Origin of the sequence: uncultured Brachyspira sp. (genome assembly GCF_949287625.1) — a bacterium.
Lineage (GTDB): Bacteria > Spirochaetota > Brachyspiria > Brachyspirales > Brachyspiraceae > Brachyspira.
Genome location: NZ_CASEGO010000068.1, coordinates 1 through 22793 on the forward strand (window position 1 = coordinate 1; position 22793 = coordinate 22793).

At 27.1% G+C, this 22793-nt stretch carries 21 protein-coding genes and 2 pseudogenes; 8 read left to right on the forward strand and 15 right to left on the reverse strand.

The annotated features are described in order from the left end of the window. From Q1X91_RS10455 to Q1X91_RS10495, 9 genes and pseudogenes are all read right to left on the reverse strand, one after another. Nucleotides 1-277: PD-(D/E)XK nuclease family transposase (locus Q1X91_RS10455; RefSeq protein WP_300756912.1), on the reverse strand; the 277-nt coding region annotated here is incomplete at its 3' end. Nucleotides 278-384: 107 nt separating this feature from the next. Then, entirely contained in the window at nucleotides 385-2316 is a 1932-nt protein-coding gene (locus Q1X91_RS10460) for a hypothetical protein (RefSeq protein WP_300756914.1), read from the reverse strand. Between the two features lie 131 nt (nucleotides 2317-2447). Beyond that, nucleotides 2448-3366: pseudogene (locus Q1X91_RS10465) on the reverse strand (Rpn family recombination-promoting nuclease/putative transposase). A gap of 98 nt (nucleotides 3367-3464) precedes the next feature. Continuing rightward, complete coding sequence (locus Q1X91_RS10470; RefSeq protein WP_300756917.1) at nucleotides 3465-5153, reverse strand: ankyrin repeat domain-containing protein; 1689 nt, start codon at nucleotides 5151-5153, stop codon at nucleotides 3465-3467. 142 nt (nucleotides 5154-5295) lie between these two features. Then, entirely contained in the window at nucleotides 5296-6237 is a 942-nt protein-coding gene (locus tag Q1X91_RS10475; RefSeq protein WP_300756920.1) for an Rpn family recombination-promoting nuclease/putative transposase, read from the reverse strand. 110 nt (nucleotides 6238-6347) lie between these two features. Beyond that, nucleotides 6348-7328: an ankyrin repeat domain-containing protein gene (locus tag Q1X91_RS10480; protein WP_300756961.1), complete on the reverse strand. Its 981-nt coding sequence runs from the start codon at nucleotides 7326-7328 to the stop codon at nucleotides 6348-6350. Nucleotides 7329-8098: 770 nt separating this feature from the next. After that, nucleotides 8099-8488 (reverse strand): helix-turn-helix transcriptional regulator, encoded by a 390-nt coding sequence (locus Q1X91_RS10485; protein ID WP_300756922.1) that lies wholly within the window; start codon nucleotides 8486-8488, stop codon nucleotides 8099-8101. 198 nt (nucleotides 8489-8686) lie between these two features. Continuing rightward, complete coding sequence (locus tag Q1X91_RS10490) at nucleotides 8687-8875, reverse strand: putative motility protein (protein ID WP_300756925.1); 189 nt, start codon at nucleotides 8873-8875, stop codon at nucleotides 8687-8689. Nucleotides 8876-9073: 198 nt separating this feature from the next. Next, the gene (locus Q1X91_RS10495; protein ID WP_020004701.1) at nucleotides 9074-9271 is read right to left on the reverse strand and encodes a hypothetical protein; all 198 of its coding nucleotides are present in this window, start codon (nucleotides 9269-9271) and stop codon (nucleotides 9074-9076) included. 288 nt (nucleotides 9272-9559) lie between these two features. On the opposite strand from Q1X91_RS10495, the gene Q1X91_RS10500 reads away from it, so the two are divergent. Together Q1X91_RS10500 and Q1X91_RS10505 are read left to right on the forward strand one after the other, a co-directional pair. Next, nucleotides 9560-11248: an FAD-dependent oxidoreductase gene (locus tag Q1X91_RS10500; protein WP_300756929.1), complete on the forward strand. Its 1689-nt coding sequence runs from the start codon at nucleotides 9560-9562 to the stop codon at nucleotides 11246-11248. 177 nt (nucleotides 11249-11425) lie between these two features. Next, the gene (locus Q1X91_RS10505) at nucleotides 11426-12031 is read left to right on the forward strand and encodes a metal-sensing transcriptional repressor (protein ID WP_300756932.1); all 606 of its coding nucleotides are present in this window, start codon (nucleotides 11426-11428) and stop codon (nucleotides 12029-12031) included. Between the two features lie 65 nt (nucleotides 12032-12096). On the opposite strand, the gene pyrF is transcribed toward Q1X91_RS10505, so the two are convergent. From pyrF to Q1X91_RS10535, 6 genes are all read right to left on the reverse strand, one after another. Next, nucleotides 12097-13452: an orotidine-5'-phosphate decarboxylase gene (gene pyrF / locus Q1X91_RS10510; RefSeq protein ID WP_300756934.1), complete on the reverse strand. Its 1356-nt coding sequence runs from the start codon at nucleotides 13450-13452 to the stop codon at nucleotides 12097-12099. Nucleotides 13453-13503: 51 nt separating this feature from the next. Then, a complete protein-coding gene (locus tag Q1X91_RS10515; protein WP_300756937.1) occupies nucleotides 13504-14415 on the reverse strand; it encodes a dihydroorotate dehydrogenase in 912 nt (303 codons plus the stop codon). Between the two features lie 15 nt (nucleotides 14416-14430). After that, a complete protein-coding gene (locus Q1X91_RS10520) occupies nucleotides 14431-15204 on the reverse strand; it encodes a dihydroorotate dehydrogenase electron transfer subunit (RefSeq protein WP_300756940.1) in 774 nt (257 codons plus the stop codon). 643 nt (nucleotides 15205-15847) lie between these two features. Further along, entirely contained in the window at nucleotides 15848-16594 is a 747-nt protein-coding gene (locus Q1X91_RS10525; RefSeq protein WP_300756943.1) for a hypothetical protein, read from the reverse strand. A 21-nt stretch (nucleotides 16595-16615) separates the two neighbouring features. Beyond that, nucleotides 16616-17053: a ribosome silencing factor gene (rsfS, locus tag Q1X91_RS10530; protein WP_300756946.1), complete on the reverse strand. Its 438-nt coding sequence runs from the start codon at nucleotides 17051-17053 to the stop codon at nucleotides 16616-16618. Then, complete coding sequence (locus Q1X91_RS10535) at nucleotides 17037-18266, reverse strand: LytR C-terminal domain-containing protein (RefSeq protein ID WP_300756948.1); 1230 nt, start codon at nucleotides 18264-18266, stop codon at nucleotides 17037-17039. Before Q1X91_RS10535 ends, rsfS begins: the two co-directional genes overlap by 17 nt. A gap of 544 nt (nucleotides 18267-18810) precedes the next feature. On the opposite strand from Q1X91_RS10535, the gene Q1X91_RS10540 reads away from it, so the two are divergent. The 6 genes and pseudogenes from Q1X91_RS10540 to Q1X91_RS10565 form a co-directional block, all read left to right on the forward strand. After that, nucleotides 18811-19791, forward strand: a complete 981-nt coding sequence (locus tag Q1X91_RS10540) for a hypothetical protein (protein WP_300756950.1) — start codon at nucleotides 18811-18813, stop codon at nucleotides 19789-19791. Nucleotides 19792-19804: 13 nt separating this feature from the next. Continuing rightward, nucleotides 19805-20788 carry a hypothetical protein gene (locus tag Q1X91_RS10545; RefSeq protein WP_300756952.1) on the forward strand — a complete coding sequence of 328 codons (984 nt, stop codon included), beginning with the start codon at nucleotides 19805-19807 and terminating at the stop codon, nucleotides 20786-20788. A 27-nt stretch (nucleotides 20789-20815) separates the two neighbouring features. Beyond that, a complete protein-coding gene (msrB, locus tag Q1X91_RS10550; RefSeq protein WP_300756953.1) occupies nucleotides 20816-21322 on the forward strand; it encodes a peptide-methionine (R)-S-oxide reductase MsrB in 507 nt (168 codons plus the stop codon). Nucleotides 21323-21348: 26 nt separating this feature from the next. Continuing rightward, a complete protein-coding gene (msrA, locus tag Q1X91_RS10555; protein WP_300756956.1) occupies nucleotides 21349-21954 on the forward strand; it encodes a peptide-methionine (S)-S-oxide reductase MsrA in 606 nt (201 codons plus the stop codon). Between the two features lie 32 nt (nucleotides 21955-21986). Continuing rightward, the gene (rpiB, locus tag Q1X91_RS10560; RefSeq protein ID WP_300756958.1) at nucleotides 21987-22436 is read left to right on the forward strand and encodes a ribose 5-phosphate isomerase B; all 450 of its coding nucleotides are present in this window, start codon (nucleotides 21987-21989) and stop codon (nucleotides 22434-22436) included. 150 nt (nucleotides 22437-22586) lie between these two features. Continuing rightward, nucleotides 22587-22793: pseudogene (locus Q1X91_RS10565) on the forward strand (hypothetical protein); the annotation flags it as partial.

A 22793-nucleotide genomic window follows, 5' to 3' on the forward strand; every position in this document is an offset into this window, starting at 1 on the left:
CTTGTAACTGTATTTCTATTATGACTACTGAACCGTTTTGAGTAATACATTTTACATCTACTATTGTCTCCTTTAAATTTTTATTTTTCTTCAAATTAAATGGAGTTAAAATTTCTACTGAACGGAAAGTTTTCATATTAGCATTAAGCATTATAGAATTGATAAAGTCCAAAAGTATAGACTCACTGTTTCCCTTATCAGTAAAAAGGTAGCGTATAAAATAATCATTCAAAGGATTGAAATATTTGATTTTTTTAATATTTGATTTTTTTTCCATAAATATATTATACTAAAATAAACACAAATTGTCAAAATTTGAAAAACTGCAAATAATAAAGTGCATACATAAATAATGCATACACTTTTTATTGAAACTATTAAAAATTATTGTATGTTCAAAATCTTAAGCATTTCAGTTTCTATTGATTTAATATCTCCTTTTGCTTCCTGAATAGTTTTTATCTCTGACCTTCTTTGTTCTAGTAACTCTTCCTGACCTTGTTTATCTAAAGTAGCCTTTTTAGCAAAATATGCATCGCTTATAAGTTTATCAGCCATTCTCAAAGTTCTGTCTGACACTATTGCTTTATCGGATGCATTTTCTGCCTTATACATATCAAAACTTGCATCAGTTTTTAAAGCTCCTTCAGGTACTCCGTCAAGTATACTTCCTTTCCATTCCAATTTAGGCTGATAACTATATGTAATATAATCAAAAACTTCTGCATTCTTTATTTCATTGTTATCAATGAATATATCAAGTGCTTTATTATAACTTGTATCTAATAAAAATATTTTATTCTTACCATCTTCAGTATATATTTTTTGAATACAGTTTAAATCTTGAAAACCTTTGTTATTAATAAGCTGTCCTATTTCTGAATCAAAATCTACTTCCAAATTCTCTTTCAAAAGTAAAGTAAAATTCACTGTACCGCCTCTTCCTCCGCCATAATCATAATCCCCTGAAAGCATTAATTCTTCTTTGCCGTCATTATTAATATCGCATAAAAAGAAAGACGGAAAATATATACGCCAACCCATTGTTTCATCTATATACTCCAAATATTTTTCTTCATCAAATTTACCGAAACTTATAAATTTAGAGCCTTTAGTATAATCTTTCAAATCATTTGTAGAAATTGAATTAATTTCAGCAGATTCTACTTTATCTATATCTCCAAGTCTGAAATTATAAGTTTTTATCTCTTCAAATGAAGCATATATATGATCATTCATAAACTCAGGATTATAATAATGCATATTTGCTTTTGATTCAATTAAAAATGTATTTTTCTTAAACTCAAGAAAACTAAGTCCATTCCATCCATCATAATACTCCATAAAATCAATTCCGTAATAATTTCTAAAATACTCAGCATCATCAAAATATAATTTATCATCGCTGAGTCTGTTTGTAACATAAGTTTTTAAATATTTATTTATTATATTTGTATTGACTATTTCTGGTACTACCATTACTGAAGCTACATGAGCTGTACCTTCCAATTCAATTGAACTTAAAGAATAATTATTTTCATTAAATAAATCTATATATCCAGTATTTTTTGTAATATATCTAGCGAAACCATTATTATAAGCATCAGCAGCTAATTTTTCTGCTCTTAAAGAATCAGGGGCTTCTATTATATAATCAACTAGTTTCATTTTATTGCTATAAGCATTATCATCATCATACTTTGATATCATCATAGATATATTAGTACCGCCTGCTTTTTTCCATTCTGTTAAATACTTTTTTTCTTCTTCAAAATAATAAAGCGAATCGCAAGCAAAATGAGATAAAAACAAAGCTAAATAAACATCAGCATCTTTTTTATTTAATTTTAATAATTCTTCTCTTGCCTTTTTTAATGCTAAATTTTGATCAACATATAAATATTCATCAGCATAATAATCTGTCAAATCTTCATTATATCTATCCCAACTTGAGAATGTTTCACTAAATGGATCATAATTAACATTTGATATAAACTCTATAGAATATTTTTTTCTTTCATCATCATTTGCAAATTTTCTATTAAGAAAATCAAAATTTCTTTTTGCATATTCATTATTTTCTCTTATATTTTTAAGTTCTTCATCAAATTTAGCTTTATCTACTCTAATACCTTTATAAACATATTTCATATCAAAGAATTCTTTTTTAGCTTCTTCTTTTTGATTATTCGATGAAGCAGTTTTTTGTTCATTAGTATTTTGTGATGTTTGATTTGCTTCTTTATTACTGCCTTCGCATGAAATAACTGTCATTATTAAAGTAAATATTGTAATGATAGAAAGAAGTTTTTTCATATTAAACCGTCCATAAGTATTTTTATGTATCATAAATTAAAATGATTGAAATTGCAATCAAAAAATATTTTTAACAAAAAAAGTGCATACATATATAATGCAGGCACTTTTTATTGTAACTTTTATATTTATTATAGATTTTCTATTTCTTGTATACTTAATCCTGTTATTTTACTTATAATATTAATATCTATATTTTCTTTTTTCATATTTTTAGCTGTTAATATTTGATTTTCTTTAATACCTTCTTTAATACCTTCTTCTTTTCCTTTTTTAATTCCTTCTTCAATTCCTAATCTTCTTTCTTCATCAAGCATTATTTGATTACCATATAAATAAGCCTCTTTTTTTTCATATTCCATCATCATTAATTTACTTTTGACAAAATTATTATATTTTTTCTGTACTTCTTCCATTATAGGTTTTTCTTTTACTATTTCAGACATAGATGCCTCCAAATTTTTACTTGTAAACATTTTTAACCAACAGTTTAAATCTTTAGCCAATATATTTTTCTTAAACTTTTTTAATTCTATTATATGTATTTGTAAATGATCAGTTAGCAACTTTTTATTATTCATCTCATAAAGCATATAGCAGGAATGTATATTTTTATTTTTATCCAAATTAAAATTAAGTAAATTAATACTTATTACTGGTGTAAGCTCATCATATCTTTCACCATGTTTTAATAACTTACTATAATTAGCTGCCCAATAATATAAGATACGTTCTGGGAATCTTGAATTACCTTGTAACTGTATTTCTATTATGACTACTTGAACCGTTTTGAGTAATACATTTTACATCTACTATTGTCTCCTTTAAATTTTTATTTTTCTTCAAATTAAGGCGACTGCCCGCCTTCGGCGATGGAGTTAAAATTTCTACTGAACGGAAAATCTTCATATTAGCATTAAGCATTATAGAATTGATAAAGTCCAAAAGTATAGACTCACTGCTTCCCTTATCAGTAAAAAGGTAGCGTATAAAATAATCATTCAAAGGATTGAAATATTTGATTTTTTTAATATTTGATTTTTTTTCCATAAAATATATTATACTAAAATAAACATAAATTGTCAAAATTTGAAAAACTGCAAATAATAAAGTGCATACATATAAGGCATACACTTTTTTATTATTTATTAATAACTAAGATAATGTTCTAAATCGCTTGGATTAGTCATGTGATGAAGCGCTGATGTATCATCTCTAGCTGAAGCAATATCAATGGCTGTTTTTCCTTCTTTGTTTTTAATATTATAATCAGCACCCATATTTACAAGAACTCCAACAATACCATAATTATAACTTGCAGCTGCAATCATTAATGGAGTATTTTCTTCTTTATTCTTTTTATTTATATCAGCACCATTTTTTATCATATAATAACAAAGATCCGCTCCGCCGCCGTACTTCTTGGCATTTACTAAATATGTTAAAGGAGTATCGCCTGTTGCTGAACATACAGCATTTAAATCAGGCTTCAAATCAATAATATTTTTAGCTAAACCAATATTATAATAATCTATTGCTTTCATTAAAGGAGTATATCCGTATCCATCTTCTAAATTTATATCAGCACCTTTTTCTACTAAAAATTTCACCATTTCTTTATCATTTCTAGCAGCAGCTAAATTAAGAGGTGTAATATTATCATATTGTTTATTTAAATCAGTATCATCTTTTATAAGTTTTTCTAATGCTTTCATATCTCCTTTTGATACAGCATTCATTAATTCATCATATCCGTCTATATTGTTAGAATCTTCGCTTGATAATAATTTTTCCATTTCATAATATTTTTGCTTCTTTGCTAATTCTATAGCTTCTTCTCTAGTTGTATTAGTATTAAGATTAAAAACATCATTATCTATTAATAATTTAGCTATATCATAATTACCATAATCTATTGCATTATATATATAATCATCACTTGAGTTTAAATTTGCTCCTTCATCAATTAAAAGCTTAGCTATTTCTATATTGCCATTTTGAGCTGCTACTTTCATAGGAGAGTTAATCCAAAATCCATCTGCAAATATTTGAGCATTTACATCTTGTCCTATAGATAATAAATATTTAACCATTTCTATATTATTTTCTTCTATGGCATCAGGAATTAAGCTTGATTCCAAATCAATATCTCCGCTTTGTAGAAGTATTTTAAGCATATCAAGATTATTATTGTTTCTAATAGCGATATCTGTTAAATAATAAGGATATTCATAACCATAATTTCTGCCTGCATCAAGTCCTTTATCAATTAAGATTTTACTCATTTCAACATTATTATTTTCAACAGCATAATAAAGCATATCAATACCATCTTCTGTTTCCATATCGCTTGCTCTGGCATTAACATCAGCACCTTCTTTTATAAGCTCTTTTGCCAAATCATTGTATCCGAATTGTACTGCCAAAAACAAAGGAGTAGAATCTTTATATATGTAATTATTGTAGTTATCACCAAAATTTGTCATTTCAGTAATTTTTCCTTCTAGTCCTTCCTCTGCTAATAATTTTGATATTTCGTATATTGGTGCTTTATATTTATGTTCATTAAGTATTTCATCTATTTTACTATATCCTGTAGGTATAGGATCTAACTCTGTGCCTTGAATATATTCATTAGTATATTTAGTTTTATTAATATCTATATCTGTATTATGATTTTCATTTGTAGTTGTTGGATTGATATATACTTGTTCATTTGTTTGAGTTTGATTAGTTTGAGTATTTTCTGTTTGTCCTGTTTTTTTATTACCGCCTCCGCAGGAAATTATAGTAATCATTAAAATAAATGCTGCAATTATAGAAATAAAATTTTTCATAGTAAACCGTCCGTATGTATTTTGATTTTTGTATCATAAATTAAAATAATTGAAATTGCAATATATTAATAAAAAAGTGCATACATATAATGCATACACTTTTTATTATAGCTTTTATATTATAATTTTTTATTTATTTTTATTATAATTTTTCTATTTCTTGTATACTCAATCCTGTTATTTTACTTATAATATTAACATCTATATTTTCTTTTTTCATATTTTTAGCCGTTAATATTTGATTTTCTTTAATACCTTCTTTAATACCTTCTTTAATACCTTCTTTAATACCTTCTTTAATACCTTCTTCTTTAGCCTTCTTTATATCCAACTCCATACTCTTATTAAAGAAATATGTATCTACTTCTCGTTTTTTATACTTATCCATTACTGGACTATCATTAACAAATGTACGGCATTTTTTTTCTACTTCTTCGAATATAGTATTTTCTTTCATTAAAATAGACATCTCTTCCCCCTTAAAAAATTTTATCCAAGAAATAAATTCTTTATGTATGTTGTCTAAACTTTCTATTGCAGAAATATTTTTTAAATTGAATTTAGGAAGCTCAAGGAAATGCAATTGACAATGATCCGTTAAAATTTTATTATTATTTAATTCTTTTAAAATATAACAGCTATGCACTTTATCTTCATCTGTAAGTATGAAATTTGTAATATTGATACTTACAGTAGGTTTTAATTCATCATAAAAAGAACCTCTATTTAAACTAGAACTATAATTATAAGCCCAATAATACAAAGCTCTTTTTATAAAATCTTCATTTCCTCTTGATTGTATCTCTATTAAAACGGTTATACCTGTTTCTGTAGTTGCTTTTATATCTACAATACTTTCTTTTTCATCATAGTTCTCTGCTATGTTAAACGGGTTTAATATTTCTATTTTCTTAAAAGTTTCAAAGTCCAAATCTTTAAATACGGCATTAATGAAATTTAAAGCTATATGTTCATTACCTGTATGTGAAAATAAATATCGTATAAAATAATCATTGATTCTATTTAAATTATCAATTGTAACAGGTTCGTTTAATATTTGTTTTAATCTATCCAAATCTTTCATAGTATTATTATACAAAAATAATTATAAAAGTAAAGTTTATTAAATTTTTATATTTTTAACAATAAAAAAGTTCATACATGTAATGCATGCACTTTTTATAAACGCTATAACTATTTTGTTAGTAATTTTATTACCTCTTCATTTTCTCCGTATTCTCTGGCATGATACAATGCATCTCTATTACCTTTTTTTATGCTTTTATCAGCACCAGCATATAAAAGCATTTTTGTCATTTCTAAATCACCTCTATGACAAGCCCACATTAATGCTGTCATGCCGCCCATATTTTGAACATTAACATCTGCATTATTTTTTATAAGTAATTTTACAAAATTAATTTTACCATTAAGGGCAGCCTCTATCAATGCAGTATCTCCATTGTAATTTTTATAATTTACATCTGCACCGTTATAAATTAGCTTCTGTAAAAATATCTCATTAGTAGAATTTCTTGAAGCATTTATTAAAGGAGCATTATCACTAAGTAAAGTTGCCTCATTAAGATTAGCTGCATTCAAACTTTTATCCAAAGAATCAGAACCATTTTGAAGTAAAATATCTGCTATATCATCATGTCCAAACATATAAGCATAAATCAAAGCATTAACATTATTTCTATTTCTTTTATTTACAAGAGCTTTATTTTCAATTAATATTTTTACCGTTTCTTTATAACCTTTCATAGCAGCATACATTAAAGGTGTTTCTTCATTTCCTCTATCTCCACTATAAGCTATATTAACATCAGCTTTATTTTTTATTAAGAGTTTTACCATTTCAATATTTTCTTTTCTATCATATTCTAAAGCAGAAAATAATGCAGTTATTCCTCTAAAGCCTTGATAATCAATATCAGCACCATAACTTAAAAGTAGTTTAACCATTTCCATATTGTTATTATCAACTGCAATCATTAATACACTACTCTTAATATCTACCACAGCATTAATATCTGCTTTGTATTTCAAAAGAAGTTCAGCCATTTCTATATTATTATTTATAACGGCATCTGATAATAATGTAAAATGCTCATCATAATAATTATTTATATCAACATCATATTTTTCAAGAATATTTTCAACTTCTTTAATATTTCATTCATATACATAATCTCTTAATTGCTCAGAAACTTTGCTTTTATTAACAATTTGAGCGTTTAAGCACATACTAAATAAAAACATAGTTAATAATATAATAAATTTTTTTATATATCCCCCATACGTATTATAGTTTTGTATAATAAATTAAAATGATTAAAATAGCAATATATTAAAAAGAAAGTACATACACTTAAATATTTTACTAAATATATTTTATTTTTATAAGAGATACTGGAACGATTTCATTTTGTCAACTGATGTACATTATATAAAATTATCAACTTTTTTGCCGCACACGCCATACTTAACAGTACTTCCTTCAGTCGCAGGCGGGCTTCGCCAAAGTTTTTGCCAAAGGCATGCAGAGAGAAAAACTCAATTACTAGAACTTTATATTTTAAAGATATGTATTAAATATATGATAATACCTGAAATTTGGGCTACACCTTGCCACAGGCACGCAGAGCGAGGTGGACTTCGTCAAATGCAGTCTTTTCCGCAGAGCGAGGCGTACAGCGTCACAAAAGAACTGGGTCAGCACGACTGGCAAAGCCGCCACAAACAATAAATTTGAAAAACTAACTTTTGACAAAATATAGTTGTTTAGGTATATATTCTTATTAGAAAACATAATAAGAAATGTTTTCATTTTTTATAACAATTTAATAAAGAAATATACATTTCGTTAATATTTTTTAAATTAATGAATTACAATGATGATAATTTAATACTATGTTAAAAACTCATAAAACAAATATTTATTACTTATTTTCTTTGCTATTATTTACTTGCTGATTTTTACCCTGCTCTGTTATTATGTTATTTAGATGATCAAGCATACTTCCTATAAAATCCAACTTATTTTCTTCAAATTTTTTTAGCTTTTCAGAAATAGCAAATATTTTTTCTTCTGAGTTTTTTAAATTATAGGATCTCATATTAAGTAATGTGTCTGGAGATGTTTCTAATGCCTTACATATTTTATTTAAATTTTTTATAGATATATTTCTGTTTCCCACTTCCACACCTTGCAGATACTTTCCAGAAAGCGAAGATTTTTCGGCAAGCTCATCTATAGTCATCTTTTTATTTTTTCTTAATTCTCTTATATTTTGACCTAAATTTTTTAATACAGCTTCGTTATCTATCATAAAAAACTCCCATTTTTTATAGTAATTACTGGTGTTAATTATGATATATAATAATTTTAATTAAAAAAACAATTTATAAAATGACTATTTGGGAAAAAAGTAATTTTTATCTTCTTATAGCGGGATATAATATATTTATTTAAATACAAAAAGGGACTGCCTTTTCATAAAAGCAGCCCCTTAAACAAAATCAGTTTTTTATGCGTAAACATTTAAATTCTGACCAATACCAGGTCTTACTGGAGCAGAAACCGTCTGAGGCTGAACACTGCTCATTATTTTGTCAACTGCCTGAGCCTGCATGTCAGAAGTTTTTCTTATCATGCTTAAAGATATATCTTGTTTAAGCATAGCTGTTGAATAAGAATTATAAGCTGAAATATCCATAATGTCCTCCATTTATAATATAGTGTATAAAACTTATTTATATAATAATTGTAAACCAATAAAAAATTTAATCAAGAAAATTTTATAAAAAATAGAAAAATAAAAATTAACGGAATGTATTATGATAATAAGTCATTTAAATAATTAATTGTATGACCAACTGCATTTTTTTATAATGCAATTGGTCATGAACAATAATTAAGCATATACATCTAAACTCTTTCCAATGTTGTTATTAATAGCTACAGATGCTCCTTGAGGAATTACCATACTTGCAACTTTTTCAGCAGATTGAGCAGAACCATAAGCTGAAGAGTTGTAAACATTTAATCCTGCAGAAGTCATATGTCTAGTCAATGGAAACATTTCAGATGAATAAATAGAATAAACTCCCATTTATAACCTCCAGAGACTTATTATTTATACATAATTAAGTATCGGAATATATGGATTATTTATTAAAATTAATACAATTTTTACAATAAAAAAACGTAAAAAATATTAAAAAATTATTTTGTGATATAAAGTATTTTATTAAAGCCGCTTCTTTCTATTAATAATATTATTACATAGAATAAGAAGAATTTTATTTATTTTTTGTGTTTTTTTGTGTAAAAATATTGACTTCTTTTTATATTATACGTATACTAGGTATGTAAATACAAATAATAACGGAGTTTTAAGATGAAAAAAATATTAATAGTAGGCGGTGTTGCAGGAGGTGCTTCTGCTGCTGCAAGACTTAGAAGATTAAATGAAGAGGATAAAATTATAATGTTTGAAAAAGGTCCTCATGTATCTTTTTCTAACTGTTCGCTTCCATATCATATAGGAGGATTGATTCCAAATGAAGAAACTTTGCTTTTAATGAATCCTGAGAAATTTTTAAAACAATTTAATGTAGATGCCAGAATAAACAGCGAAGTTATAGCAATAGATAGAGAGAAAAAAGAAGTTACTGTTGTATCTGAGGGAAAGGAATATAAAGAAAGCTATGACAAACTTATACTTTCTATGGGAGCAAAACCAATAGTACCTCCTTTTAAAGGAATGGATAAAGTTAATGTATTTACTGTAAGAAATGTTGTTGATATAAGTAAAATACATAATTTTCTTAATGGAAAACCTAATGCTAAAGTTACTGTTATAGGCGGAGGATTTATCGGTATAGAGATGGCTGAAAACTTAAAAAAAGTAGGATATAATGTAACAATAGTAGAAGCATTACCTCAAATAATGAAGCCTTTTGACTATGATATGGTTCAGATTCTTCATAGAGAATTAATTGATAATGGCATTGATTTGATTGTTAATGATAAAGTAGATAGTTTTGATACCAATACAGTTATTTTGGGTTCTGGTAAAAAAATAGAGGCTGATGCTGTTATTCTTGCTATAGGAGTTGCTCCAGAAACTGATATAGCAGTTAAAGCTGGAATAGAATTAGGAAAAACAAAAGCAATTAAAGTTGATGCAAATTATCGTACTAATGACAAAGATATTTATGCTGTAGGCGATGCTATAGAAGTTTACAGTCCTTTATTTAATGATTATTTCAAATTGGCTTTAGCAGGACCTGCTCAGAAACAGGCAAGAGCCGTTGCTGATCATATTAATGGAAGAACTGTTGATAACAGAGGATTTATAGGCTCATCTGTTATAAAAGTATTTGGATATAACGGAGCTTCTACTGGACTTTCTGAAGGTTTAATAAAAGCTATGAATTTAAATATAGATTATGATACAGTTGAAATTATACCTTTTGACGGCGTATCAATAATGCCTTCTGCAAGACTTCTTCATTTCAAACTCATATATGAAGTTCCTACTGGAAAAGTTTTAGGTGCTCAGGCTATAGGTAAGGGAAATGTTGATAAGAGAATAGATGTTATAGCTACTTTAATAAAATTCGGCGGTACTATAGATGATTTAAAAGATTTAGAATTATGCTATGCTCCTTCATTCGGTACTGCTAAAGATGCTGTAAACTTTGCAGGATATGTAGCTTCAAATCTAAGAAACGGAGATTTCAAACAAGTTCATTTCAGTCAAGTAAGAGAATTAGTAGAAAAAGATGCTTATTTCCTAGATGTAAGACCTCCTGAAGATTTTGCTGCAGGACACTTGGAAAAAGCAGTTAATATACCTCTCGGAGCTTTAAGAAGCAGATACAATGAAGTTCCTAAAGACAGACCAGTATATATTACATGCAAAACTGGATTAACCAGCTATACTGCATGCAAAATATTAAAAAACATAGGTTTTGATAATGTTATTAATGTTTCAGGCGGATTTGTAGGTTTATCTCAATATGAATACTATAATGACAAAGTTACTGGAAGAAAACCTATTTTAACAGGTTATTTTAAATAATTGTAAAATATGTGATAAAGATAGCTATTTTGTAAAAAAAATGGCTATTTTTATTCATAATAAATAACATTTTACATTTTTATTTCAAAAAATATTTTGTAAAAATCTATTTTTTTTATATAATATAAACTATAATAGAAATATAATAATAAGAAGATTTTTATAAGGATGTAAATTATGGTAATAGAAAATGGATTAAATATAGTATCGCCTTCGGAGGCTGGTGAAATTATTAAAAATACTGAAAACGTAGTTATACTTGATGTAAGAACAGAAATGGAGCATAACTATGAGGGTATGATTGAAGATTCCGTTTCTATGGATTTCCTTAAACCTAGAGTATTTAAAAGAGAAATATCCAAACTAGATAAAAATACCCCTTATCTGCTTTATTGTTCTATAGGAAAATTAAGCATGAAAGCGGCTGAATATATGAAAGAAGAGGGTTTTAATAACCTTTATGTCTTGGAAGGCGGATTAAAGGCTTGGAATAAACATTTCGGAGACAGCAATAAAGTATCTAAATTTGACAGAGAAGAAGCTGTAGAAAGAAGAAAAAGACTTATAATAAGATTAAACAGAATAGAAGGACAAATTAAAGGAATGAAAAAAATGCTTGCTAAGGGTGAATACTGCGGAGATATACTTAATCAGTCTCTTGCTGTTAAAGCTGCTATGGGAAGTGTTAATCAGGAAATTATGGAAGTATTTTTAAACACATGTATGATTTCTCCGAAAGAAAAAGAAGATTTCTTCAGATATATGAGAAAACTTATAAAATAATAATTATTATTGTTGTATTTTATAATGGCTTTTAATATTATCTACTAAAAGCCATTTTTTTTAATCTATTTTCCCCATTCATCGGGATTTTTATTCCATTCTAATGCTTTCTCTAGTTCATCTTCTGTTATATAATTTTCATCTTTAGCTATTTCCATAAGAGATGTAAAGTTAGAGAGTGATGAGAATTTTATTCCAGCTTCTTCAAAGTTTTTATATGCTTTTTCAAACTCATAAGAAAATATTGATATAATCTCAAGACCAATAGCACCTTCATTTTTAGCAGCTTCAAATGCTTTTATAGAACTTCCGCCTGTTGAAATCAAATCTTCTATTAATATTAATTTTTTTCCATCGCATTCAGCACCCTCTATCTGCTTGCCTCTTCCATGTTCTTTTTTCTCTGCTCTTATATAGCATAACGGTTTATTAAGCTCATAAGCTATAAAAGAAGCCCAAGGTATTCCAGCAGTAGCCGTACCAGCTATAACATCAAAATCTTTATCTTTTAATATACTCACAAAAGCATCAACTATAACCTGTCTGTATTTTGGAAAACCTATAACATATCTATTATCGCAGTATATAGGACTTTTTATTCCAGACACAAAAGTAAATGGTTCTTTCACATTAAGTTTAACAGCTTTAGTTTCAAGTAAAGCCCCAGCTATTAATCTTGCCTTTAATTTTTTATTATGTTCTATTCCTTCTGCAATTTCTTCTACAACCATTTTACATGCTTTTACTCTGTCCTCACTTCTTGTAATAGGTCTTCCTACAACCAAATAATCGCATCCATTTTCTATAGCTTCTTTCGGAGTCATTATTCTCTCCTGATCATCAGCACTAGCCCATTTAGGTCTAACACCCGGGCATACTGTTCTGAAGTTTTCTCCGCATTCTTTTTTTATTATACTAGCCTCTTTAGGAGAGCATACCACTCCGTCAAGTCCAGCTTCTTTTCCTAATTTTGCCCAATTAACTGCTAAATCTGTTAATGGTAAGTTGGAACTGAACATATTTTTAACATCATTTTCAGAAAGACTTGTAAGTATTGTTACCCCTATTATAAGATTATCTTTATTTAATTTTTTTATCTCCTCAACAGTTCTTTCCATCATCTTTTTTCCGCCGCTTGTATGAACATTAAACATAAATATATTTTGTTTAGCTGCAAAAAGAGAAGCCATAGCGGTAGTATTAGGTATATCATGAAATTTTAGATCAAGAAATACCTTTTTATTTTTACTTGCCAAATACTCTATTATTTCTCCTTTAGTATATAAGAAAAGCTCAAGACCAACCTTATAAAATACTGCCTCATCTCCAAGCTCATCTATAAGTTTAGTTGCCTCTCCCATAGAGTTAAAGTCTAATGCTATAATTAATCTCTCTTTTGGATCGTCAGTTAATTTTATCATAAAATTTATCCTTTATAATTTATCTATTATATATCAAAATATTATTAAATTTTATAAGTGTGCCGCCCCTATTAAGTCTTTTATATTATTTATACTATTTTCTTTAAGATAATTATCTATTCCATTAATAACCTCTATAGGAAGTGTAGGATTTGAAAATATGCCAGCCCCTATAGAAACTAAAGAAGCCCCAGCCATTATAAACTCCAAAGCATCATTATAATTAGTAATTCCTCCCATACCGACAATAGGAATTTTCACAGCTTTATATACCTGATAAACCATTCTTACAGCTATAGGACGTATACATGAACCTGACAAACCTCCGAATATATTGCCAAGTAAAGGCTTTCTAGTTTTTGTATCTATCTTCATAGCCAAAAATGTATTAACTAAAGATACACTGTCAGCACCTGCATATTCAGCACTTTTTGCTATACTTGCTATATCAGTTACATTCGGAGAAAGTTTTACTATTAAAGGTTTTTTACTAAGCACTTTTTTAACAGCCTTTGTAATGGCTTCAGCACTCTCGCAGCTTGCACCAAAAGCCATACCTCCATTTTTTACATTCGGACATGATATATTAAGCTCTACAAAATCAACTCTTTCTATTTCATTAGCTATTTCAGCTACTTTAATATATTCATCAGTATCAGCACCATTTATATTTAATATTATAGGAGAAGTATATTTAATATTTTTTACTATATTGTTTTTAAAATATTCTATACCAGGATTTTCAAGCCCTATACAGTTTATCATTCCAGAAGGAGTTTCTGCTATGCGTGTGCCTTTATTGCCTTCTTTTTTATTTAAAGTTATTCCTTTTAAGTTAACAGCACCAAGCTCATTAATATCAAAATAATTACTGTACTCCTCTCCAAAACCAAAACAGCCTGAAGATGTTATAACATTATTTTTTAATTCTTTACCCAAAAAATTTATATTCAATCTGCTCATAATAATATCCGTTATTTAAATATTTAATAATTTAGAATCAAATACTGGTCCGTCATGACAAACTTTTTTTAATGTATATCCGCTTTCTGAATTATTATCTTTTATTTCTATATTGCATCCCAAACATGCATTAACTCCGCATGCCATTCTCTCTTCAAGCGAAGCATAACAAAGTATATTATTCTCATTGGCTATATTTACTATCCCCTTCATCATAACAGTAGGTCCGCAGGTATATATAATATCAAAACTTTTTTGTTTTAATAATTCTTTTGTTTTATCTACTGTATTGCATTTATCTCCTACAGATCCGTCATCTGTTGTAATATATAAGTTAATGCTGCTTGTATCAAATCTTTTTATTATTTTTATGGCAGTTTCATTAGCTCCGCCCATTATTAAAGTTATAGAATTATTGTTCTCTAATAATTTTTCTATCAAAAGTTTGAAAGGTGCTATTCCCATTCCGCCAGCAGCAAGAAGTATATTTTTATTTTTAAAAGATATATCAAATCCATTACCTAAAGGACCTTGAATATTAAGAATATCATCTTTTTTCAATTGTGATAAATATTTTGTGCCTTCACCCTTTACTTGATAATAAAACTCTAATATATCATTATCAATATAATGTAGACTTATAGGACGTCTTAAGAAGGTATTACTTTTAAGCATGAAAAACTGCCCTGCTTTTGAATATTTATAACTTCCTTTTGACTTTACTTTAATAATATATTTATCATCTGATATTTGTATATTGTCTATTACAACTGAGTCTTCTAAAAACATTTTATATAAGCCTTTGATTATTAATATTAAATTATAAAAAAAGAATACTTCTTCTCAATAAAGAGAATGCAGTATTCTAAAAAAATATATGTACAAAATTTGATATAAAAAATATAATATGTTCCATAAAGATTTAATATATCATATATTAGTAAAAATTCAAGCACAGCATAAAAATAATTTTGTTTAAGAGCCATAGATATTATTTTTAGTTTCAAAAAGCAGGTATTACTTATAATTTAAATTACAACAAATAAAAAATGAATACCTATGAAACAATATAATACAAATCATAAATAAAGATAGTATTAATGATTAATAAATCTAAAAATAAAAGAGGTCAGGATCTAAAATTTAATATTAGTATTCGAACTTATTATTATAAGAAGAAATTCTAAAAAACAGGTTATATATAAAATAAGAGCAGGAATCCAAAAAATCGTCCTAATAAGATTAAAAGAAAAAATTATTAATAAAGTAATTGAAATACTTAAGAAATATAAAATGGCAAACTAAAAATCAAGAAACTTATTTAAATTATGATACTCCTATGTTATACTTTAAAAAATTAAGGAATACTTAAATGCAATATTTTCGGATCTTATGCAAATTTTAATTTATATATCAATTTATTACATTATTATCAATTATCAAATAATCCGTCTCCGAATTTTAATCCCAACTGAACTCCAAAATCAAATGAAGCTAGATTCCTGCTGTCTACCATAACTAACTCAGCACCTCGTAAATCTATACCGAAATCTGTACCAACATAAGCTCCAAGTAAAAGAGCAACATCTTCATGAACATAAAAAGAATAGTCAAAAGTAAGTTTAACATAAGTCATAACAGCATTTTTCATAACTGTATTCATTTTTGAAGCATTATAATATCCGTAAGTTCTTGTAGCTGTATTATCTTTGGATATTTCTGTAGAGTGAGTAAGATATAATGGAAGTTTTACCCCTACACCCAAACCAAATGCAAACTTATCGTAATGAAATTTAGGAAGTATTCCTATAGATAGATTTTCAAAAGTATAATATTCTTTTACTTTAACATTTACATTATTTTCATCATAGGAACTTGATAGTCCGAAAGAATCATGAGCATATCCCAAATCAAGAAGTAAACTTATACCCTTGTCTCCATCTGTTATCAAATATCCAGCCTGCAAATTTACACCAGCATCAAATCCTACTATTCCGCTGCTTTTTCTATAATTGTTAATATAATCTTCCGTAGCCTGAGATGTATTAAAACTAACATTATAAAAACTAAAACTAGCTCCTATTGGCACCATAATATTAAACTGCCATCCGCTGTCAGCAAATGATAATTTAGCAAATACCAACATAATAGATAAAATAATGAGTGTAATTTTTTTCATAGAGATACTCCTTAATAAATATTATACTAAATCTATTTTTTTAGCTTCATGCCACAATTTATCCAAATTATAATACTCTCTGCCCTCTTCTGTAAAAATATGCACTACCAAAAAACCATAATCGCTTAAATACCAAACAGCTTCAGGATCATTATCATTTTCAGCATAAGGCAAAACACCTTCTTCTTTTAATTCCTTATAAACGGCATCAGAACCAGCTTTCATTTGAGGAGATGAAGATGCTGTTGCCAATATAAAATAGTCTGAAAGAGTTGTTACTCCGTCTAAATCAAGAATTGTAATGTTTTCTAGTTTTTTATCATCTAAAGCCTTAGCTGCCTTTAAAGTTAATTCCTTAGCTTTTTCTCTGTCTATAAATTTCTTCTTTTTAGGCTTTGATTTGTTAGAATTTAATTCATTATTATTTTCGTTATTAATATTGTTATTGTGTAATTTCATAGTAATCATTCCCCAAAATTAATACTGCATTATTTAATACTCTTCTGTCAGTTTTGGCATATACTCGGCTTACCCTACCCTCATTTGCCACCATAAATGCCTTTTCTATCTGACCGTCTCTTATAAGTACAACACTTTCATTTAGGTTGGTAGTGAAATTGCCGTACTCTCCTGCTGCAAATCCTCTATAACGCATTCTTATATTTATTCTGTCGGCAAGACCTGCAACTGTAGTAGCATTAAGTACCGTTAAACTCACATCCTCATTAGTTAACTCGCTTTTCTGAGTTTTTAGCTCTACATATAATGTTAAATCGTCCATCTGTTTGATAAAAGCACTTCCTTCAAATATAGGAGTTAATACCCCGTTATCATCTAGTCTTGCATCTATATTTTCTATAACTAATGTTCTTTCATTGCTGTTTGCAAGTATATCCAAAAATGCCTTCATATCTGGAGGTCTTAAATTACTTTTTACCTTTGAAGCTACAGCATTTCTCATATCTTTAGAATGAAGAATATTTCTAAGCTGAGGACTTTGTATAAATCCTATCATAGAATTAATTATCACATCTTCTAATCTGTAAAGCGTTTCTATATCGCTGTATCCGTTCATTTGAAGATAATGCAGATATGATATTACTTTGCTGCTTGTAAAAAGCCATTCACCTATACCAAATGAAAGCTCGTATCCTTTCTCCTCGTCTTTAAACTCTATAGGCTCTTCAACATACATTTTCACACCGCCTATCAGGTCTATAATATCAGAAATTTGATTATTATCAATAGCAATTCTGTAACTTATTTTTTTATCTACAGAAGTTTCTATAGCCCTAAAAACGGCATTTTCTCCGCCGTTTTTATATAAATCCTCTAAAGCTACAGGGGGCGAATCCTTGCTGTTTTCCCATAAAGCTATATTACGAGGAAGCCCTATCATACCTATTCTATTATGAAGACTTGATATAATACCTACATATGCCCCGTAAATTTCTCTGTCATCATCTATAAATAATACCGCAAAATATAAAGGCTCATCATTCTTTTTTGCAGTATTTAATTTACTAAAGAAAAAGTAATAAAATATAAAACCAAATACAAATACAATAATAATAGCCGAAAAAAGTACAAGCATAGTAGCTTTTTTATTTGCCTGACTTATAGTTCTAAGAGCTTTATCATCATTAATATTATTTTTTTTATGCACAGTCATCAATATATAATATATTATGTTAATTAAGTTGTCAAATATATTTGTATACTAATTTAAATACTATACTTGTTTCAAAACTAAATTTATTAATATTTATAAATTTTTATTTAATATTTTTAAATTATAGTTGGGGCTTTGCCCAAAACCCCAGTTCTTTTATGACGTCTATCCGCCTGTGGCGTGGTATAAAAGAACCATACGCTGTACGCCTGTGGCGAAAGAACTGCATTTTGTAGCTTAAATACATAATTTATACAACATGTAAAACATTAAATTAAACAATAATTAATATTATTTAATTTAACATAAAATAATAAACTTGTAAAATTGTTTTTACATCAAGATTTTTTATGTTAACTATATTGAAATTGTTATACTTTATACTATAATAATAAAATACTTAAAGAGGAAATCTAAGTATTATGAAAATTTTTAGGAAAATATTTTTTATTTTTGGAATACTTTTATCATTAATATCTATAAATGCATTAATGTTATATCGTGAGCCAAAAAAAGATAAAGAAATAACAAAAGACTATTAAATATGTTTTTTTTTAAAAGTAAAATTGTATTAGCAATAATACTAATCTATAGTATTAATATTTACTCTGTTACACTAACAATACTGCCTTTTACTTCAGAAAATGAAGAGTGGATAAATGAGTATAAAGTAGATGATGGCATACCTAGAGTTTTGCAGGACTCTCTTATAAATACAAAAATGTTTAATGTTACAGATTATGATTTATTAGTATCATATTTTAGTTCATATGATATAGTGCTTTCATATAAATCACTAGTAACTAATCTTCAAATAGCTTCAGATTTTATTAAAGAAACATTTAATTCAGATTACATTATAACTGGTGAAATATTAGACTTTAATTTGAAAAAAGGCGGAAAAGACGTAGCAAATGTAAAGTTTAAAGTAAATTTACTAGATATAAACTCATTAAAAACTATAAAATCATTCACTAATACAGGAACATATACTCTTCCAAACAATAGTCAGGTATATTCTGCCGAAGATGCCTTATTTAGTGAAACAGCATTAGGAAGAGCTTCAGCTATTGCTCTTAATAAAACTGCATTAAGTATATCCGATTTTTTGGGAAATCCTGCGTTAACAGGTACTATAACAAGAGTAGAAGATAATAAGATATACATAAATTTAGGTACCAAAAATAATATAAAAAAAGGCGATGAATTTAATATATACAAAATAGAAAAAATACTTGAAATGCCGAATTCAAATCAAATAAATATTATAACTAACATAAGCAACAGCCCTAAAATTTTCACACAGACAAATCAGAAAAATGAAGGCTACAAATCTGTAAGAACAAATGAAAAAGGAGATGTTTGGTATACTAGTGAAATGCTATATAAATATAGATATTATAAAAATGTTGAAAATTTTATAGCATCTGCAAAAGTTGTAGAAACTTATGATAATTTTGCTATATTAGAAAGTGAATATTATGATAAAATAAAACCTATGATGATAGTGAAAATAAAGGATTAGGAGCAGAAGTATTATGATAACTAAGCAAAATGTAGTTTATAATGAAATTGATAAAGAAGATTATTACATTTATATAGATCAAAAAACAAATAAAGGTATATTTACTCCATACTATAAAGGAAGTTGGAATAGTTTTTTATATGATTTTAAATTAGATATTTGCAGAATATTTCATAAAAATGCAAGATCATACTCTATTATAGATCTGTCATTAGATGGTACAAAAATAATGACAATATCTGTTACAAACGGAGATTCTAAAAATAATGTATTTAAAATAATAGAAATAGGTACAAATAAAGTATTATTAGAAATAACTGAATGGTATGTATATGAAGCATATTTTACTGCAAATGAAAGATATATCTTTATGAGAATTAAAGATGGAAATATTATGAAAGTATTTGTATATGATATACAAAATAAAAAAATTATGCATTCTCTAAAAGAACATATTTTTATTAAAAACGGATGCTTTGATGAAAAAAGAATTATATTTTCATATCCTTCAATATCAGAAAACAGAGTAATATGTCATTTGAACTTTAATTCTTTAACTGAAACAAAAGAATCTATTGGATATGCTGAAATAAAAGTTTCTAAAATTTTTAATGCAGAAGGAAAAGATTTACTTCTAATGGATCATGATGAATCTATTTCACTTTACAGCAATAAAAAGATCATATGGAAAATACAATTTTTATCATTCCTTAATCATTACAGCGGCGGATTTTTCTACCTTAAAGAAGACAATAAAGTATATTTAGATACACCTGCAATAATACAGGAAAAATTATCAAACACTCAAATTGAAAGTATGGTACTTTATAGAATAGATTCATATTCAGGTAATATAGAAACTATTCAATTACCTGCTAAAATTAAATACAAAAAATTTACTCATATGTTTGATTATAAAATAATAGATACTTCTGGAAATATTTTTGATATAAGAGACAGAACTGCTTATAGTTTTCCTATAAAAGCACATAGATAAAAAATTATTTAAAAGGATAATTTATATATGATAAAAACTATAAAACAATATACTTTTTTAATTATTTTAATATTTATAAGCGTCATTTCATGTGATGAAGATAATGATACTAATTATACTAATGGATCCAATGATAATAAATATAGTGTATGTGACGGAACTAAAACTCTATCTGCAAAAGAATATCATGTACTAATAAATAAGGGTACAGAGCTTCCATTTACAGGAGAGTTATTAAATAATAAAGAAGACGGAATATATACATGCAAAATATGCGATACTCCTTTATTTCATTCTGAAGCAAAATTTAATTCCGGTACTGGCTGGCCTAGTTTTGATGATGCTATAATAGAAAATATAAAATTGGAAAAAGACGGAAACAGAGTTGAAGTGGTATGTGCAAATTGCGGAGGACATTTGGGGCATGTATTTTATAATGAGGGATTTACTGAAAAAGAAACAAGGTATTGCATAAATTCCGTTTCTCTTAATTTTATAAACAAATTCACAAATGAAAATTCTGCAAATAAATAAATCAAATAAAATTATAGGAGAATACGATGATAAAAAAAATTATAATAACAATCTTATCTTTATTATCAGTAATATCCTGTTCTCAAAAATTAAACAGCCAAAATATTAATAACAAGGACAATGATATGACTAAAACAGAAATACCAAACAATGTTAAATATGCATATTTTTCTTCAGGCTGCTTTTGGGGAACAGAATATTGGTTTGAAAAATCTAAAGGTGTTATTTCTGTTGTAAGCGGATATGCTGGGGGACATAAGGCTAATCCTACTTACAGAGAGGTATGCACTGGGCTTACAGGACATTTAGAAACAGTGAGAGTATGTTATGATCCTGAAAAAACAACTTATGAAGAGCTTGTAAAACTTTTCTTTGAAACTCATGACTTTACTCAAAAAAATGGTCAGGGTCCTGATATAGGTTCGCAGTATTTATCTGCTATATTCTATCAAAATGAAGAAGAAAAAGAAATTGCAGAGAAATATATTAAAATGCTTAGAGAAAGAAATTATGATGTGGCAACTACATTAAGAGAGTATAAAAATTTTTATGAAGCAGAAGACTATCATCAGGATTATTATGCTAAAAAAGGTTCTATGCCTTATTGCCATTTTTATACAAAACTATTTTAATTAAAAACTAAAAAATAAAAGGAAATAAAAACATGAAAATAGCTATAGGCGGAGATCATTCTTCTATAGAGTTAAAGAAAGAAATAATAAAATATTTAGAAGAATTAGGACATGAAGTAAAAGACTTTGGAACTTACACTTCTGAAAGTGTAGATTATCCCATATATGGAAAAAAAGTTGCTGATGAGGTAGTAAGCGGAAGATACGAAGGAGGCGTTTTAATATGCGGAACAGGCATTGGCATATCATTAGCAGCAAATAAAGTTAAAGGAATAAGGGCAGCAGTCTGCAGTGAACCTTATTCTGCTAAACTTTCCAAACAGCATAACAATTCTAATATAATAGCATTTGGAGCTAGAGTTGTAGGAGTTGATTTAGCTAAAATGATAGTAAAAGAATGGCTTGATGCTGAATATGAAGGCGGACGCCATGCTAGAAGAGTTGAGCTTCTCACAAAAATAGAAAATGGAGAAGAAATTTAATTTTTTATAAAATATATGTGTTAATTCTAATTTGAATATGTTTTTTTAGATAACAAATTTTTTGATTAGTAAATATAATAAAGTGTATGCGTAACAAGTATACACTTTTTAAATTTTGACAATTTATAATTATTTTAGTATAATATTTTTATGGGAAAAAATATAAATACCAAACAAATAAAATGCTTTAATCCTTTGAATGATTATTTTATACGCTATCTATTTACTGATAAAGGAAGCAGTGAGGCTATACTTTTAGATTTTATTAATTCTATAATGATTAATGCTAATATGAAAACTTTTCGTTCTTTAGAAATACTTACGCCATTTAATTTGAAGAGAAATAAAAATTTAAAA